Consider the following 15,641-nt stretch of genomic DNA (forward strand, 5'->3'; position numbering starts at 1 on the left):
ACTGCGGCAGGTATTCAGGCATCTCAATTAATTTAATTGTTTTTGGACGGATTAGTCTTGGGCTCTGGCAAGAGATAACCGACGGTGCGATTGCGGCTTGTTAAATACGTTTTTGCTACGCGTTGTACGTCTTCTTTTGTTACTTTTTCATACAGCGATGGAGCTTCGTAGAGTTTTTTATAATCACCAAAATACAATTCGTAGGTGCCCAGAGAATTGGCCTTCCCGTTGATCGTTTCCATTGTCCGATAGAACTCCATCAATTTCTGATTCTTCAGCTTTTGCAGTTCAACGTCTGTAATACCTTCATTAATTACCTTATCAATCTGATAGAGCACCGATTTTTCTACTTGTTCAGCCGAGATATTACTGGCGGCAATTGCATAGATCGAAAACAGGCTAGGATCAAACGATTCACCAAAGTTTGTAAATACCCGCGATGCGATAGTTGAATCCAGCACCATCGATTTTACTAACCGCGAAGAATTTCCAGAGCTCAGCACACCACTGAGCAAATCAAGGGCATAATAATCGGGGTGGCGGGTGGCAGGTGTATGGTAAGCCAGCAAAACGTTAGGCGTAGCGACATCTTTATAGGTCGTTGCCCGGCGTTCACCATTTTGAGGAGGCTCTACGGTGCGCAGGCTATCGGGCAATTTCTGCGCTGGAATCGGCTCGATGTATTGTTCAGCTAGTTTCTTCACTTGAGCCGCCGTTACATCACCAACTACTACCGCGACTGCATTATTGGGCGAATAATACGTTTTGAAGTATTTTTCAAGGTCGGCTTGTGTCCATTTTTTAATATCCGACTCAAACCCAATCACCGGAAACATGTACGGATGTTCAACAAAGGCCACGGATTGCACCAATTCATCGATGACCCGATAATTGCTATTTTCCAGTCCTGTACTTCGCTCCGACAAAACGACACCCCGCTCGCTCTCAACCATTTTTGGATCAATGGCAAGGTCCCGGATACGGTCGGCTTCAAGGTCAAAAATGGTTGTGAGCGCACCACTCTGAAACCAGTCCGTATAGACAGTTGTATTTTCGGTTGTATAGGCATTATTTGAGCCGCCGTTAGCTTCCATAACACGGTCAAACTGCTTAGGACCGTATTTTTTGGCTCCATTGAACATCATGTGCTCAAAAAAGTGCGATAGGCCCGTTATGCCGTGTACTTCGTTTCGGGAACCAACCTTCCAGAACGTATAGAAATTAGCATTAGGAATAGAATGGTCCTCCAGAACCATGAATTTCATGCCATTTTTGAGCGTAAACGTTTGTACGTCCTCTGCTTTAGGTTTGTTCTGCGCCAATACGACACTTACGGAGAGCGTCAACCCGGCCAGGAGCCCGATTCGTTTGTTCATGAGACTGGTTTTTGTTGGGAAAGTTAAAATTAGTGCAAAAGAGCGGAATACAACCGCGTAGATGCGTAGGTTTGTAAACAGTCATTGATTAATAAGATTAACTAACATCATCGCAGGTATCTAACTACGCTACGTATATGATTCAATCGCTCTGGTCGCTAAGCGGCCAACGCGCCCTTGTTACGGGTGGTACAAAAGGAATTGGGAAAGCTATCGTCCAACAGTTTCTGGAGCTTGGTGCAGCCGTGTTTATTGTTGCCCGTGATAATGAGCTTCTCCAGCAACAATTAGCAAACTATCGACAACAAGGGCACTCGGTCGAGGGTATAGCAGCCGATATCAGCCAGCCGGGAATAGCAACTCAAATTATTGAATCGGTAAAAACGACATGGAATGGCTTAGACATTCTGGTCAACAATGCGGGTACAAACGTTCGTAAATCTACCGTCGACTATAGTCCAGCCGATTACGAACACATTCTTAATACAAACCTGCGCTCAGCTTATGAACTGAGTCAAGCGGCCTATCCATTGCTAAAAGCGGCTGGAAATGATCATTCTAAGGATAGCAAAATTGTAATGGTATCGTCGGTATCGGGTTTAGCTCATACCAGTAGCGGAACACTTTATGGCATGACTAAAGCAGCCATGCTCCAACTTACCCGCAACCTCGCTGTCGAGTGGGCATCCGATGGCATTCGAGTTAATGCCGTCGCACCCTGGTACATAAAAACACCATTGGCAACGCCTGTATTAACTAACCCCGAAAAGTTGGCTGGAATATTAAAACGAACACCGATGAACCGCGTCGGCGAACCCGAAGAAGTTGCTTCAGTTGTCTCGTTTCTGTGTATGCCTGCATCGGGTTATGTAACCGGTCAAACAATTTCGGTCGATGGTGGCTTGATGGCCTGGGCATATTAAAGTCCGGCCACCATCGTTTTCATTTTCGCCATCGCCGTTTTCGTTACAGTCAGGGCATCCTGTGCATAGTAGTCTTTATTGAACACCTCTAAGGAAACCACAATCGCTTGATCGGTACGTTTAATCAGTTTCAACGTCTCCCGAATCGGAGCAACGCCGTCACCCGGAAAGACACGGTCGGCATCGACTATTTTTTCGCGGGTAAAATTGGCTGTGTAGTCATTCACATGGAACACCTCAATAGCCGACTTTCCCACTAATGGCAAGCTTATGTTGCCAGAACCACCTTTGTATAAATGGTAAATATCCAGTAACACCCTGGCCGATGGGTGACCACTCTCGATAGCCACAAACATAACCTCGCTTAGTCGGCTTAGGTTAGGCGAAAAGCCCCACAACTCTAACTGCGGAACAACACCCGTTTTGTCACCCAAGTCAAGAATTGCCCGGTAGCGTTCGGCGGCTTTGTATAAATCAACTTTTTGGCTACCAGGCGATTGTGCCCCAATTGGTGGGGTAGCTACGCGCTTGCAACCTACCTCAGCCAGCATTTCCATTTCGCGCTTAAGTTGATCAAGTCCTTTGGCACGGGCAGCTTCATCATCTATAATCCAGGGCGCGAAACCGATGGCATTTTCAACCTTTATACCATTATCTCCCAGAACTTTACGAGCGTCAGCCGTTGTCGCCCCAGTTTTCAAATAAGTCTGTAACGTCTCAATCCATATTTCAACCGACCGAAATCCAGCTTTCGAAGCTGCTTCCAACTCCTTTACGAAACCAAGCTTTTGCCCCCGAATCGTACTCATATTCAAGCAAATGGTAAAGGAAGGCTGAGCCGTTGGCGCAGGCATTGCTTCCAGCGAATTCGGGGAGAGTGATGTGCCCACGGAGGCAGTTATGGCCGCCAGCGTTTGACGACGAGTTACGATATGAGACATGAATGGACGAATTCAGGCGTTTTGAGATTAAACAGTAAATGTAAAAACGGCCTAAACCTACTGTTATCAACTGAGCATAAGCTGTAAGATTTTAGCTCAGTGCGATGAAAAAGTAGAGTTAACCAAAATGACGTATAGCCATTCCATAAAACTTCTTTAAAATAATTTTTTCATTTCTCCTAACTATTCTCTACTTTTGCACTCCCAAACTCAGAACATCGAGACGACGACATACGAGGGTGAAGGTCCGTTAAGGAAACCACATCTGACTTTTCGGCAAACAAACCTTGCACAGCATGGCTTTGTCTGCCACTGAAGGTCAGGTGCAGTGCACCCGACCTTTTTTTATGTCGCTTCTGGGCCTGATTGTTAAGCATATATAGGATTCGTTCAATATTTTGCCTACCTTTGCGGCCCGATTTAGGTGGTGCGACTTTCGCAAAACTGGGTTGGGAAATCATTATCTTAATTACCTGCTTACTTTAAACAAACACAAATGTCTGGTTTAATTGGCAAGAAAATCGGGATGACCAGCGTGTACAATGCGGACGGGCAGGCTCTGGCATGTACAGTGATTGAGACGGGTCCCTGTGTCGTAACTCAAGTCCGTAGCATCGAGAAAGATGGCTACACGGCTGTGCAACTGGGTTATGGCGACAAGAAAGAAAAGCACAGCAACAAGCCGGAGTTGGGCCACTTCAAAAAAGCGGGTACCACGCCTAAGCGCAAACTTGTCGAATTCAAAGAATTTGAGAAAGAGTTTAACCTAGGCGAAACACTTACGGTGTCCGACGTATTTACTGAAGCCGACTTCGTTGATGTTGTCGGAACAGCAAAAGGTCGTGGTTTCCAAGGCGTTGTGAAACGTCATGGATTCGGTGGGGTTGGCGGTCAAACGCACGGTCAGCATAACCGGGGTCGTCACCCAGGTTCGATTGGTGCCTGTTCGTTCCCATCGCGTGTGTTCAAAGGTCTTCGTATGGCCGGCCGAATGGGCGGCAACCGCGTAAAGGTCCAAAACCTGCGCATTTTGCGGATATTGCCTGAGCAAAACTTGCTCGTTGTTAGCGGTTCAGTTCCTGGAGCCAAAAATTCATACGTTATTATCGAGAAGTAGGTCATGGAAGTAATCGTATATAACAGCAAAGGCGAGGACACAGGCAAAAAGGTCACGCTTCCGGAAGAGGTCTTCGGTATTGAACCGAACCAACACGCGATTTACCTCGACGTGAAACAATACTTAGCCAACCAACGGCAAGGAACGCACAAAGTAAAAGAGCGGGCTGAGAATGCTCACTCAACTCGCAAGCTGAAGAAACAAAAAGGTACAGGTGGTGCCCGCGCCGGTAGCGCGAAATCGCCTGTAATGATCGGTGGTGGTACTATTTTCGGTCCCCGTCCCCGTGATTACAGTTTCAAACTGAACAAAAAAGTGAAATCGCTGGCTCGCAAATCGGCATTTGCCGTGAAAGCTAAAGCTGAAAAGATTTCGATTATTGACAGCATCACATTAGAATCACCCCGTACAAAAGATTACATTCAGTTCCTGAACAACTTGAATGTAACGGGTCGCAAGACGCTACTTATTTTGCCGGACGTTAATCTAAATGTGGTTTTGTCGAGCCGGAATTTGCAGAAAACGAAAGTAACAACAGCCTCGCAGGTTAATACCTACGATCTGATGAACGCCGACCAACTGCTGATTAGCGAAGAAGCTCTGTCAACCATTCAAACGTTGTTCGACAAATAACCATGAGCGTATTAAAACGACCAATCGTCACTGAAAAAATGACGGGCCTTAACAAGCAAGGGAAGTATGCTTTTGAGGTTGAACTAAAGGCGAATAAACTCGAAATTGGCAAAGCCATCGAGAAGATGTACGGCGTCAACGTAGAAGCCGTTCATACGATGCGTGCACTGGGCAAAAAGCGCAGTAAAAACATCAACGGACGGGTTGTGACGGGTAAGACCCCAACTACCAAGAAAGCAATCGTAACGGTTGCAGAGGGCGAAGTAATTGATATTTACGCGGATCTGTAAACCGAGCATTGCTCTACCAATTAATCAGTCATGGGAGTTAAAAAAATGAGACCGATAACGCCAGGAACCCGCTTTCGCGTGGCCCCTGACTTTGCGGAACTAACAGCCTCCAAGCCGGAAAAAAGCCTGCTGGAGCCCCTAAAGAGATCCGGTGGCCGGAATAATGAAGGTCACCGAACTATGCGCTACATTGGTGGAGGTCATAAGCGGCACTACCGTATTATTGACTTCAAGCGCGATAAAGTCGGCCAAACAGCCGAAGTTCTGACTGTAGAATACGATCCAAACCGTTCAGCCCGCATCTCGCTGGTGCAATATGCTGACGGCGAAAAACGCTACATCATTGCACCGCAGGGTATTACCGTTGGGCAGACAATTCGCTCAGGCGAAGGGTCAACACCTGATGTTGGTAATGCACTTCCGCTGGCCTTAATGCCAATCGGTACAATTATCCACAACATCGAGCTAACACCAGGAAAAGGTGGAGCGATGGCCCGTTCAGCTGGCACATATGCACAGTTGGTAGGTCGTGAAGATAAATACGCCGTATTGCGTTTGCCATCAGGTGAAACACGTCGGGTTCTAAGCGCCGGTATGGCAACGGTTGGTTCTGTATCGAATCCTGACCATATGAACGTCGTCTTGGGCAAAGCAGGTCGTAACCGTTGGTTAGGCCGTCGTCCACGCGTTCGGGCAGTTGTTATGAACCCTGTCGATCACCCAATGGGTGGTGGTGAAGGCCGAGCATCGGGTGGTCACCCACGTTCGCGCAATGGCCAGTTCGCCAAAGGTCAGAAGACCCGGAATAAGAACAAGGCATCAGAAAGCATGATTATTAGCCGACGCAAAAAGTAACAGATAAAAATGGCACGTTCACTCAAAAAAGGCCCATATATTGATTTTCGTCTGGACAACAAAGTCCAGGTGCAGAACGATTCGGGTAAGAAATCGGTCATCAAAACCTGGTCGCGTCGTTCGATGATTTCGCCGGATTTTGTAGGCCATACTTTTGCCGTTCACAACGGGAATAAGTTTATTCCTGTCTACGTAACGGAAAACATGGTAGGCCATAAGCTCGGTGAATTTTCGCCAACGCGTAACTTCCGGGGGCACACCGCAAAGAAAGACAAGGGCAAACGATAAGTAAGTTTGTGGTTTGTGGTTTGTAGTAAGCCAAAGCCCTATGAACCACGAATAACAAACGACAAACTTCAAACTCAAATGGAAGCAGTAGCAAGACTTAAAGATGTGCCCACGTCGCCCCGTAAGATGCGGTTAATCGCCGACCTAATTCGCGGTCAGCGCGTTAGCCGGGCGTTGGGTCTGTTGAAGTATCAGCCGCAGGCTGGTGCAGACGTATTACAAAAAGTGCTTTTGTCGGCGGTTGCCAATTGGCAACAGAAAAATGAAGATGCACGCATCGAAGATGCTGATCTTTATGTGAAAACGATTTTTGTAGATGGTGGTCCGATGCTGAAGCGTCTTCGACCAGCTCCGCAAGGCCGTGGTCACCGGATTCGGAAGCGGTCGAACCACATTACAATAGTGGTCGATAGCGCAGCTACCACTGTACTGAATCAGGCCGAAGTTTCTACCCCTGAAAGCGAACAATAGAAAGAAATGGGACAAAAAATAAATCCAATTGGCCTACGACTTGGTATTGTTCGGGGCTGGGAGTCAAGCTGGTACGGTGGCAAAGAATTTGCGGAAAAGCTCGTTGAAGACGAAAAAATCCGAAAATATATATCCGCTCGTATCCCGAAAGGCGCTATTGCGCGGGTCGTTATCGAACGTACTCTCAAGCGTGTTACCTTAACTATTCACACGGCTCGCCCGGGTATTGTTATCGGTAAAGGCGGTGGAGAGGTCGATAAGATCAAAGAAGAATTAAAGAAAATTACGGGCAAAGATGTCCAAATTAACATCTTTGAAATAAAACGACCTGAAATTGATGCCAAATTGGTTGGTGAAGCAATTGCTCAACAACTACAAGCTCGTATTTCATTCCGTCGTGCCATGAAACAAGCTATCCAATCTGCGATTCGGGTAGGTGCTCAAGGTATTAAGGTGAAAGTATCAGGTCGTTTAGGAGGTGCTGAAATTGCACGTTCAGAACAGTATAAGGAAGGACGCGTGCCTCTTCATACACTGCGTGCTGATATTGACTATGCTATCTCTGAAGCCCAAACCGTCTACGGAAAAATCGGCATTAAAGTGTGGATTTTCAAAGGCGAAGTTTACGGTAAGCGTGATCTGTCACCAGCAGCTATGATGAGCCAGGCGCAAGCCGGTGAGCGTACAGCATCTTCAAACGATCGCGGTGATCGTCGTGGACCTCGTGGTGATCGTGATGGCAACGACCGTGGTGGTCGTGGTCGTGGTGGTGACCGTGGTGGAAACAACCGCGGTGGTCAAGGTGGTACGGGAGCCGGTGCTAGCGGTGGTGGTCAGGGCGGCAATCGCGGTGGCGGTGGTGGTCAGGGCGGCAATCGCGGTGGCGGTGGTGGTCAGGGCGGCAACCGCGGTGGCGGTGGTGGTGGACCAAGACGATAAATTCAGTCATCAGTCGTCAGTTAATAATTGCTAGTTTAATACACAACTATTGATTACAAACTAACCACTATCGACACTAACTTTTAGAGCTATGTTACAGCCAAAAAGAACTAAATTTCGTAAGCAACATAAAGGCAGGATTCCAGGTATCGCATCACGTGGTCATGAAATCGCCTTCGGTACATTCGGCATCAAATCGCTGGAACCGGGTCGGATTACTGCCCGCCAGATTGAAGCCGCTCGTATTTCCGTTACACGGGCAATGAAACGTGAAGGCCAAGTTTGGATTCGCATTTTCCCTGACAAACCTATTACCAAGAAACCAGCCGAAGTTCGGATGGGTAAAGGTAAAGGTGCCCCAGAATACTGGGTAGCCGTAGTAAAACCCGGCACGATTATGTTCGAAACAACGGGCGTTGATTTGGCAACGGGTATGGAAGCCCTACGCCTGGCCGCTCAGAAATTGCCAGTTCGAACCAAATTTGTGGTTCGGCGCGATTATCAAGAGCAAGTCGAGGAATAATACCCTTAAGCGACGAACAAGATGAAAAAAGAAGATTTGAAAGGATTGTCGGCCGATGAGTTACGTACCGAAATTGGTACCGAACAAGACCGACTGTTGAAACTAAAGTTCGCTCATGCGGTCTCTCCTGTTGAGAACCCAATGCGCATCCGCGAGAGCCGCAAACGAATTGCTCGCCTGCACACGGAACTGACGGTTAAATCGCGGCAAGCCTAATAAGACACGACAATGGAAGAGCAACAAGCACCAGCACCGCAGGTAGAAGAACAAACTCCGGCGGCAGCAGCAACAGATCAGCCGACAGCCATCGCTCCTGCGACGAGCGAAGTAAAAACGGCTTCGGATCGCAACGCTCGGAAAGAGCGTATTGGACGAGTGACGAGCAATAAAATGCAGAAGACTATCACTGTAGCAATTGATCGTAAGGTTAAGCACCTAATGTATGGCAAGTTCATGAACAAGACGAAAAAACTGACTGTTCATGACGAGAAAAATGAGTGTGGTATCGGTGACACGGTTCGTGTAATGGAAACCCGCCCATTGAGCAAAAATAAACGTTGGCGTTTAGTCGAAATCATCGAAAAAGCGAAGTAAGCCATGGTACAGCAAGAATCAAGATTAGGAGTAGCCGATAACAGTGGCGCGAAAGAAGTGCTGGTTATCCGCGTTCTAGGCGGTACAGGTAAGCGGTATGCATCAGTCGGTGACAAGATTGTCGTGACGGTGAAGCAGGCCCTGTCGTCGAGCAGCATGAAGAAAGGTACGGTCTCCAAGGCGGTCGTTGTTCGGACTAAAAAGGAAGTGCGCCGGAAAGATGGATCGTATATCCGTTTTGAAGATAACGCAGCCGTATTGCTGAACAACAACGATGAGCCACGTGGCACCCGAATTTTCGGTCCTGTGGCTCGCGAATTGCGCGAGAAGCAGTTTATGAAAATTGTATCGTTAGCCCCGGAGGTACTGTAAGTAATGGAGAAGAAAATAACGCTACCGAAACACAAATTCCACATCAAGACTGGCGATACCGTCATCGTGATTGGTGGAAACTCGAAAGGCCTGCGTGGAGTTGTGAAAGAAGTGATCGTAGAAAAAGATCGTGCTCGTGTTGAGGGCGTTGCTATGATTACCAAACACTTAAAGCCAACGGCGTCTAACCCGCAGGGGAGTCTGGAAAAAACGGAAGGATCAGTTCACATTAGTAATCTAAAGGTAGTTGATCCTGCCACCGGCGAACCAACCCGCACAGGTCGTAAATTGAACGAAAAAGGAAAGCTGCAACGCTTCTCCAAGAAAACGGGCAATTTCATTCCTGATGTTCGTAAATAACCTTAAGCAGGTCTAAGAAAATGGCAACGCCAAGACTGAAAGAAAAATATTTAAACGAAATCGTACCTCAATTGAAGGACAAGTTTCAGTACAAGTCGGTTATGCAAGTACCGCGTCTGAGCAAAATTGTTATCAATAAGGGTATTGGAGCTGCTGTCGCTGACAAAAAATTGGTAGATGTAGGCGTCGAAGAATTAACGACAATTACGGGCCAAAAAGCAGTTCCAACAATGTCGAAGAAAGCTGTCTCGAACTTTAAACTTCGGGAAAAGATGCCTATCGGCGCGAAAGTAACGTTGCGTGGCGTAAAAATGTATGAATTCCTTGATCGGTTAACAGCGGTATCGTTGCCCCGTGTTCGTGATTTCAAAGGCATTAGCGACAAAGGGTTCGACGGCCGCGGTAACTATACGTTTGGTGTGCAGGAGCAGATTATCTTCCCTGAAATCAGCATTGATAAAGTAGCTCGTATTTCGGGAATGGACATCACATTTGTGACTACAGCCAACACCGACAATGAAAGCTATGAATTGCTGAAGGCAATGGGAATGCCGTTTGCTAAAAGTGGTAAATAACAACCGACACAAAGGGTAAGACAATGGCAAAAGAATCAATTAAAGCACGGGAACGGAAACGCGAAGCGTTAGTGGCAAAATATGCTGTAAAGCGGGCTGCGTTGAAAGCTGCTGGCGACTACATCGGCTTAGATAAACTGCCTAAAAACGCATCACCTGTCCGTCTGCACAACCGTTGCAAATTAACGGGGCGTCCTCGGGGCTACATGCGTAAGTTTGGTATTTCACGGGTAACATTCCGTGAGATGGCATCAGCAGGTAAGATTCCAGGTGTAACTAAAGCAAGCTGGTAATTCCAGATTCCATTTCTATTTGTAATTCAGTTTCCGTAATTTTGCGAACTTCCTCGAAAACAGGGGTTTGCAAGTAACGCAACGCTAAGAATGAATACCGATCCAATAGCAGACTTTCTGACCCGCGTTAGAAACGCCATCCGGGCCAAGCACCGGGTTGTGGAGATACCTGCTTCCAACATAAAGAAAGAAATTACCAAGGTTTTGTACGAAAAAGGGTACATCCAGAACTACAAGTTCGACGATAACACTCCACAGGGCACCATAAAGATTGCGCTGAAGTACAACCCAACAACGAAGCAACCTGCTATCGTTGACTTGCAACGCATTAGTCGTCCAGGTCTGCGTAAGTACAGGGGTGCTGATAATCTGCCGCGTATCCTGAATGGCTTGGGTGTCGCGATCATTTCGACTTCAAAAGGCGTAATGACGGATAAGGAAGCTAAGACGCTGAACGTCGGCGGAGAAGTATTGTGTTACGTTTATTAATCCGAACTGAACGATGTCACGCATAGGTAAGAAACCCATCGCCCTGCCAAGCAACATTACGTTGTCTGTCGACGCACAAAACGTCGTAACGGTGACAGGGCCTAAAGGCACCTTGACCCAATCGGTTGACCCGGACATTTCGGTAGCAATTGAAGACGGTCAAATTCAAGTATCCCGCCCTACGGAGCAGAAGCGTCATAAAGCTCTGCACGGACTATACCGTTCGTTGGTAAACAACATGGTAAAAGGTGTGAGTGAAGGCTTCAAACTCGATCTCGAAGTAATTGGGGTTGGTTATAAAGCTTCAGTGGTTAACAATGTTCTCGAATTGCAACTTGGCTATTCACACAATGTGTATGTAGCGGTTCCAACAGAGATTAAAGTAACGGCTGTAACGGAAAAAGGTCAAAACCCAAAAGTATATCTTGAAGGGTCGGATAAGCAGCTTCTCGGTGATGTAGCGGCTAAGATCCGTTCGCTTCGTAAAGTTGAACCTTATAAAGGCAAGGGTATCCGCTTTATTGGCGAGCAAGTTCGTCGGAAAGCTGGTAAATCTTCGTCTAAAAAATAAACAGTTTATAGTTTGTTGGGGGTGGTTTGCATTTACGTGCCAACTGCAACTAGTAAACTATAAACCACAAACTAACAATCGCCTATTTGGTCGGAATCAAATAACATGGCAACGAATAAACAAGTAAGAAGACAGCGAATTAAGTTTGGCATCCGAGCAAAAGTATCGGGTACAGCAGAACGTCCCCGTTTGTCAGTTTTTCGCTCTAACACAGCGATTTACGCGCAGCTCATCGACGACATTGCTGGCCGCACAATTGCAGCATCATCATCAGTTGAGTTGAAAAGCGAAGCTGATGGAAACACCGTCGAAACGGCGAAGAAAGTAGGTCTTCGATTGGCCGAAAAAGCAATTGCACAAAACATCGGCCTAGCTGTGTTTGATCGCAATGGCTACTTATATCATGGTAAAGTAAAAGCATTGGCCGATGCAGCCCGCGAGGGAGGCCTTAAGTTCTAAACAATGAACACGAACGCAGCAAGACCGACAAAATTTAACGAAGCCGACCTGAAAGAAAAGGTTGTAGCCATCAACCGGGTAGCGAAGGTGGTGAAAGGTGGTCGTAGGTTCAGCTTCTCGGCAATTGTCGTCGTCGGCGACGGTAACGGTGTCGTTGGTTATGGATTGGGTAAGGCCAATGAAGTAACTGATGCCATAGCCAAAGGAGTAGAAGACGCAAAGAAGAATCTGGTACAGATCCCACTTTTAAAGCGTACAGTTCCCCACGAAATGGAAGGTAAATTTAGCGGTGGCTTTGTCCTGCTAAAACCAGCCGCTCCTGGTACAGGCGTGATTGCTGGAGGTGCTATGCGAGCTGTTCTTGAATCGGCTGGTATACATGATATCCTTGCTAAATCTAAGGGTTCATCGAATCCTCACAACGTAGTAAAGGCTACACTTGTCGCGCTTTTAAAAATGCGGTTACCCCATCAGGTAGCTTTCCAGCGTCAGATAAGTTTGGCAAAAGTATTTAACGGTTAATCAAAAGGAGCAACAGACATGGCACTAGTACGTATCACACAGGTCCGCAGCACCATTAAACGACCGCTATCTCAGAAAAATGCAATCAAGTCCTTGGGCTTGGGCAAAATCAATCGTAGTGTCGAGTTAGAATACAACGACGCGTTGAAAGGTGCAATCAATAAGGTGCAGCACTTAGTAAAGGTTGAAGAAATTTAAGTATCTTTGCGATTCTTTTGGTTTTCAGGCTGTCATAACTCAGCGTGAGACATATTGAAGGGCCAAAAGAATCATTTTTTACATACTAAATATTGATAAAAGCAGTAGTACAAGTGAAAACAGATCAGAATCACTGTTGACCTTATACTATTTCCTTTCTTTTAACAAATCACATGAATTTAAGCAACCTTAGACCGGCAAAAGGTTCCGTCAGAGAGCGCAAGCGAGTCGGACGCGGGCAGGGGTCAGGTATGGGCGGAACGTCCACACGTGGCCACAAAGGAGCGCAGTCACGCTCAGGTTATAGTCGTAAACCACACTTTGAAGGTGGCCAAATGCCGCTTCAACGTCGGGTTCCAAAGTTCGGTTTTAAAAATATTAACCGCGTCGAATACAAGCCTCTTAACCTGGATTCCATTCAGGCATTGGTTAGTGAAACAAACGTCACTGTAGTTGATATGGACTTTCTGCTTCAGCATGGGCTGGTTAGCAAAAAAGATCTTGTTAAGATATTGAGCCGGGGCGAACTAACATCCGCTATTGAAGTTCATGCCCACGCTTTCTCGAGCAGCGCGAAAGAGGCTATCGAAAAAGCGGGTGGTAAGGCTATTGTGCCTGCCAAATATGTAAAAGAAGAAGCAGCTAACTAAGTTGTGAGCAAGGTAAAGACAGACCTACTTTTATGAATCGACTCATCACCACGTTTAAGAATATTTTTGCAATTGACGAGTTGCGGGGTCGAATCCTGAACACATTGCTGTTCATTACAGCGTTTCGTCTTGGGTCGGCCATTGTATTGCCCGGCGTTGACCCGAATAAATTGAATTTCAATCCGCAAGGATTACTTGGTTTATTGGATACCTTCTCAGGAGGGGCTTTCAGTAAAGCATCAATTTTTTCTTTGGGCATCATGCCGTATATCTCGGCCTCGATTGCTATTCAATTGCTTACGTTGGCACTCCCCTACTTCCAGAAAATGCAGAAGGAGGGTGAGTCAGGGCGTAAACGATTGAATCAGATTACGCGAGTACTTACGATTGGTGTAACGGCTGTACAGGCAATTACATATGTTCGTACAACAATTCCAGCGGAAGCGTTATTGATTGACCGCGGGTTATTTACCATTTCATCCCTGTTTATTCTAACGGCTGGCACCATTTTCTGTATGTGGCTTGGCGAACGAATTACAGATAAAGGAATTGGTAATGGGATTTCAATGATTATTATGATTGGGATCGTATCGCGTCTACCAGGCTCTATCTATGGAGAAGCGTTATCGCGTGGTACTGGTGGTAGTTTGATTTTTGTACTTGAATTAGTTGGCCTATTCTTTGTGATCATGGGTGCTGTCGTTCTAACGCAAGCTGTTCGACGAATCCCAATTCAATATGCTAAGCAAGTTATAGGTAACAAAGTAGTTGGTGGTCAGCGTCAATATCTACCCCTGAAGTTGAATGCAGCCGGTGTTATGCCGATTATTTTCGCTCAAGCATTGATGTTTATCCCAACATACGTTGCAGGCTTATTTGCCGAGAAAAGCGATTTTGCTGCTAGCGTACAAAATGCATTTCAGAGCTATACGACCTGGCAGTACAATCTGCTGTTTTCCTTACTGATTATCATCTTTACATTCTTCTATACGGCCATTTCGGTTAACCCCGTTCAGATTGCTGATGATATGAAACGTAGCGGTGGATTTATTCCAGGCGTTAAGCCAGGTATTCAGACTTCGGAATACATTGGAACTGTACTAGATCGAATTACACTGCCAGGAGCAGTTATGCTGGGTATTGTAGCGATTCTACCAGCAATTGCGAATTTATTGGGCATGACCAGTGGTTTCGCACAATTTTTCGGTGGTACGTCATTGCTGATTATGGTTGGTGTAGTACTTGATACTCTGCAACAAGTTGAAAGTTACTTATTAATGCGCCGGTATGAAGGTCTGATGAAATCAGGTCGTGTACAGGGCCGCACTACTAGTGAAACAGTAGCCGCTTAATTAATATGAGCAGTTCCGACAAAAAGGATAAAATGATTTTTATCAGAAGTGATGAGGAAATCACTTTAATTAAAATCAGTGCGCAGTTGCTCGGAAAAGCTCACGCTGAAGTAGCAAAGCTTATCCGTCCTGGTATAGCCACGAAGGAACTTGACAGAGTAGCAGAAACGTTTATTAGGGATAATGGAGGCTCTCCGTCGTTCTTAGGGTATAATAAGTTTCCTGCTTCGCTCTGTATATCTGTCAATGATGTAGTTGTGCATGGTTTTCCAAGCCACTCCGAAATCCGCGATGGTGATATTATTTCAATTGATTGTGGTGTAAAATTGAATGGTTATCACAGTGATAGCGCTTATACTTACCCTATTGGCGAGGTTAGTCCGGCTGTGCGTCGGTTGCTAACTCGTACTAAGGAATCCCTATATATTGGTCTTGAAAAGGCAATAGAGGGCAACCGGGTTGGCGATATTGGTTATGCCATTCAGACGTATACGGAGAAATTCGGTTATTCAGTAGTGCGGGAATTAGTTGGTCATGGCGTTGGTCAGGATTTGCACGAAGCTCCCGAAGTACCGAACTATGGTAAACGCGGACAGGGTCCTAAATTACGAGAAGGTATGATTTTGGCGATTGAGCCAATGATTAATTTCGGTAAGAAAGGCGTTGTACAAGAACGTGATGGCTGGACGATTCGGACTATTGACCGTAAGCCCTCGGCCCACTTTGAACATACAGTGGCCGTGCGAAAAGGGAAGCCCGAAATTCTGACAACCTTTGAATACATAGAAGCAGTCACCGCAAACACGAGCCTGATGGTTGAAACACAGGAACTTATAGCGGCCTAAAGCGA

The 15,641-nt window shown here is 46.4% G+C and carries 25 protein-coding genes; 23 read left to right on the plus strand and 2 right to left on the minus strand.

Going from position 1 to position 15,641, the window contains the following annotated elements; all coding sequences use genetic code 11:
* Positions 1-32 precede the first annotated feature (32 nt).
* Positions 33-1,376 (minus strand): M16 family metallopeptidase, encoded by a 1,344-nt coding sequence (locus ACFS25_RS29730; protein WP_381508549.1) that lies wholly within the window; start codon positions 1,374-1,376, stop codon positions 33-35.
* A gap of 137 nt (positions 1,377-1,513) precedes the next feature.
* Between ACFS25_RS29730 and ACFS25_RS29735 the strand changes: the two genes are divergently transcribed.
* Positions 1,514-2,299, plus strand: coding sequence for an SDR family oxidoreductase (locus ACFS25_RS29735; protein ID WP_381508551.1), 786 nt, complete (start codon positions 1,514-1,516; stop codon positions 2,297-2,299).
* Here the strand turns inward: ACFS25_RS29735 and ACFS25_RS29740 are convergent.
* Complete coding sequence (locus ACFS25_RS29740; protein WP_381508553.1) at positions 2,296-3,240, minus strand: sugar phosphate isomerase/epimerase family protein; 945 nt, start codon at positions 3,238-3,240, stop codon at positions 2,296-2,298. The genes ACFS25_RS29735 and ACFS25_RS29740 overlap by 4 nt on opposite strands.
* 496 nt (positions 3,241-3,736) lie before the next feature.
* Here ACFS25_RS29740 and rplC point away from each other — a divergent pair, with 496 nt between their 5' ends.
* The 22 genes from rplC to map all read left to right on the plus strand — a co-directional run bounded on the left by rplC (position 3,737) and on the right by map (position 15,636).
* Positions 3,737-4,357 carry a 50S ribosomal protein L3 gene (rplC, locus tag ACFS25_RS29745; RefSeq protein WP_381508555.1) on the plus strand — a complete coding sequence of 207 codons (621 nt, stop codon included), beginning with the start codon at positions 3,737-3,739 and terminating at the stop codon, positions 4,355-4,357.
* A gap of 3 nt (positions 4,358-4,360) precedes the next feature.
* Positions 4,361-4,990 (plus strand): 50S ribosomal protein L4, encoded by a 630-nt coding sequence (rplD, locus tag ACFS25_RS29750; RefSeq protein WP_381508557.1) that lies wholly within the window; start codon positions 4,361-4,363, stop codon positions 4,988-4,990.
* A gap of 2 nt (positions 4,991-4,992) precedes the next feature.
* Positions 4,993-5,280, plus strand: coding sequence for a 50S ribosomal protein L23 (gene rplW / locus ACFS25_RS29755; RefSeq protein ID WP_381508559.1), 288 nt, complete (start codon positions 4,993-4,995; stop codon positions 5,278-5,280).
* 30 nt (positions 5,281-5,310) lie between these two features.
* Positions 5,311-6,135: a 50S ribosomal protein L2 gene (gene rplB / locus ACFS25_RS29760; protein WP_381508560.1), complete on the plus strand. Its 825-nt coding sequence runs from the start codon at positions 5,311-5,313 to the stop codon at positions 6,133-6,135.
* A 9-nt stretch (positions 6,136-6,144) separates the two neighbouring features.
* The gene (rpsS, locus tag ACFS25_RS29765) at positions 6,145-6,423 is read left to right on the plus strand and encodes a 30S ribosomal protein S19 (protein WP_381508562.1); all 279 of its coding nucleotides are present in this window, start codon (positions 6,145-6,147) and stop codon (positions 6,421-6,423) included.
* A 78-nt stretch (positions 6,424-6,501) separates the two neighbouring features.
* Positions 6,502-6,894, plus strand: coding sequence for a 50S ribosomal protein L22 (gene rplV, locus ACFS25_RS29770; RefSeq protein WP_381508564.1), 393 nt, complete (start codon positions 6,502-6,504; stop codon positions 6,892-6,894).
* A gap of 6 nt (positions 6,895-6,900) precedes the next feature.
* Entirely contained in the window at positions 6,901-7,833 is a 933-nt protein-coding gene (gene rpsC / locus ACFS25_RS29775; protein ID WP_381508565.1) for a 30S ribosomal protein S3, read from the plus strand.
* A 91-nt stretch (positions 7,834-7,924) separates the two neighbouring features.
* On the plus strand, positions 7,925-8,356 hold the full coding sequence (gene rplP / locus ACFS25_RS29780; protein WP_093827754.1) for a 50S ribosomal protein L16: 432 nt from the start codon (positions 7,925-7,927) through the stop codon (positions 8,354-8,356).
* Positions 8,357-8,377: 21 nt separating this feature from the next.
* Complete coding sequence (gene rpmC / locus ACFS25_RS29785; protein WP_381508568.1) at positions 8,378-8,572, plus strand: 50S ribosomal protein L29; 195 nt, start codon at positions 8,378-8,380, stop codon at positions 8,570-8,572.
* 90 nt (positions 8,573-8,662) lie between these two features.
* A complete protein-coding gene (gene rpsQ, locus ACFS25_RS29790; protein ID WP_381508955.1) occupies positions 8,663-8,950 on the plus strand; it encodes a 30S ribosomal protein S17 in 288 nt (95 codons plus the stop codon).
* Between the two features lie 3 nt (positions 8,951-8,953).
* Positions 8,954-9,322, plus strand: a complete 369-nt coding sequence (gene rplN / locus ACFS25_RS29795) for a 50S ribosomal protein L14 (RefSeq protein ID WP_018618706.1) — start codon at positions 8,954-8,956, stop codon at positions 9,320-9,322.
* A gap of 3 nt (positions 9,323-9,325) precedes the next feature.
* Entirely contained in the window at positions 9,326-9,682 is a 357-nt protein-coding gene (gene rplX, locus ACFS25_RS29800) for a 50S ribosomal protein L24 (protein WP_381508570.1), read from the plus strand.
* A 20-nt stretch (positions 9,683-9,702) separates the two neighbouring features.
* The gene (gene rplE / locus ACFS25_RS29805; RefSeq protein WP_381508572.1) at positions 9,703-10,257 is read left to right on the plus strand and encodes a 50S ribosomal protein L5; all 555 of its coding nucleotides are present in this window, start codon (positions 9,703-9,705) and stop codon (positions 10,255-10,257) included.
* A 23-nt stretch (positions 10,258-10,280) separates the two neighbouring features.
* A complete protein-coding gene (gene rpsN, locus ACFS25_RS29810; RefSeq protein ID WP_018618709.1) occupies positions 10,281-10,550 on the plus strand; it encodes a 30S ribosomal protein S14 in 270 nt (89 codons plus the stop codon).
* Positions 10,551-10,640: 90 nt separating this feature from the next.
* Positions 10,641-11,039, plus strand: coding sequence for a 30S ribosomal protein S8 (gene rpsH / locus ACFS25_RS29815; protein ID WP_381508574.1), 399 nt, complete (start codon positions 10,641-10,643; stop codon positions 11,037-11,039).
* 13 nt (positions 11,040-11,052) lie between these two features.
* Complete coding sequence (gene rplF / locus ACFS25_RS29820; protein ID WP_381508576.1) at positions 11,053-11,610, plus strand: 50S ribosomal protein L6; 558 nt, start codon at positions 11,053-11,055, stop codon at positions 11,608-11,610.
* Between the two features lie 105 nt (positions 11,611-11,715).
* Positions 11,716-12,069: a 50S ribosomal protein L18 gene (gene rplR / locus ACFS25_RS29825; protein ID WP_381508578.1), complete on the plus strand. Its 354-nt coding sequence runs from the start codon at positions 11,716-11,718 to the stop codon at positions 12,067-12,069.
* Positions 12,070-12,072: 3 nt separating this feature from the next.
* On the plus strand, positions 12,073-12,591 hold the full coding sequence (gene rpsE / locus ACFS25_RS29830) for a 30S ribosomal protein S5 (protein WP_381508580.1): 519 nt from the start codon (positions 12,073-12,075) through the stop codon (positions 12,589-12,591).
* Between the two features lie 18 nt (positions 12,592-12,609).
* Positions 12,610-12,789 carry a 50S ribosomal protein L30 gene (gene rpmD / locus ACFS25_RS29835; protein WP_381508582.1) on the plus strand — a complete coding sequence of 60 codons (180 nt, stop codon included), beginning with the start codon at positions 12,610-12,612 and terminating at the stop codon, positions 12,787-12,789.
* 173 nt (positions 12,790-12,962) lie between these two features.
* The gene (gene rplO / locus ACFS25_RS29840; protein ID WP_381508583.1) at positions 12,963-13,439 is read left to right on the plus strand and encodes a 50S ribosomal protein L15; all 477 of its coding nucleotides are present in this window, start codon (positions 12,963-12,965) and stop codon (positions 13,437-13,439) included.
* A gap of 32 nt (positions 13,440-13,471) precedes the next feature.
* Positions 13,472-14,791: a preprotein translocase subunit SecY gene (gene secY / locus ACFS25_RS29845; protein ID WP_381508585.1), complete on the plus strand. Its 1,320-nt coding sequence runs from the start codon at positions 13,472-13,474 to the stop codon at positions 14,789-14,791.
* A 5-nt stretch (positions 14,792-14,796) separates the two neighbouring features.
* Positions 14,797-15,636 carry a type I methionyl aminopeptidase gene (gene map / locus ACFS25_RS29850; RefSeq protein WP_381508586.1) on the plus strand — a complete coding sequence of 280 codons (840 nt, stop codon included), beginning with the start codon at positions 14,797-14,799 and terminating at the stop codon, positions 15,634-15,636.
* Positions 15,637-15,641 lie beyond the last annotated feature (5 nt).

The sequence above is a fragment of the Spirosoma flavum genome, assembly GCF_042686045.1.
Taxonomy (GTDB): Bacteria; Bacteroidota; Bacteroidia; order Cytophagales; family Spirosomataceae; genus Spirosoma; species Spirosoma flavum.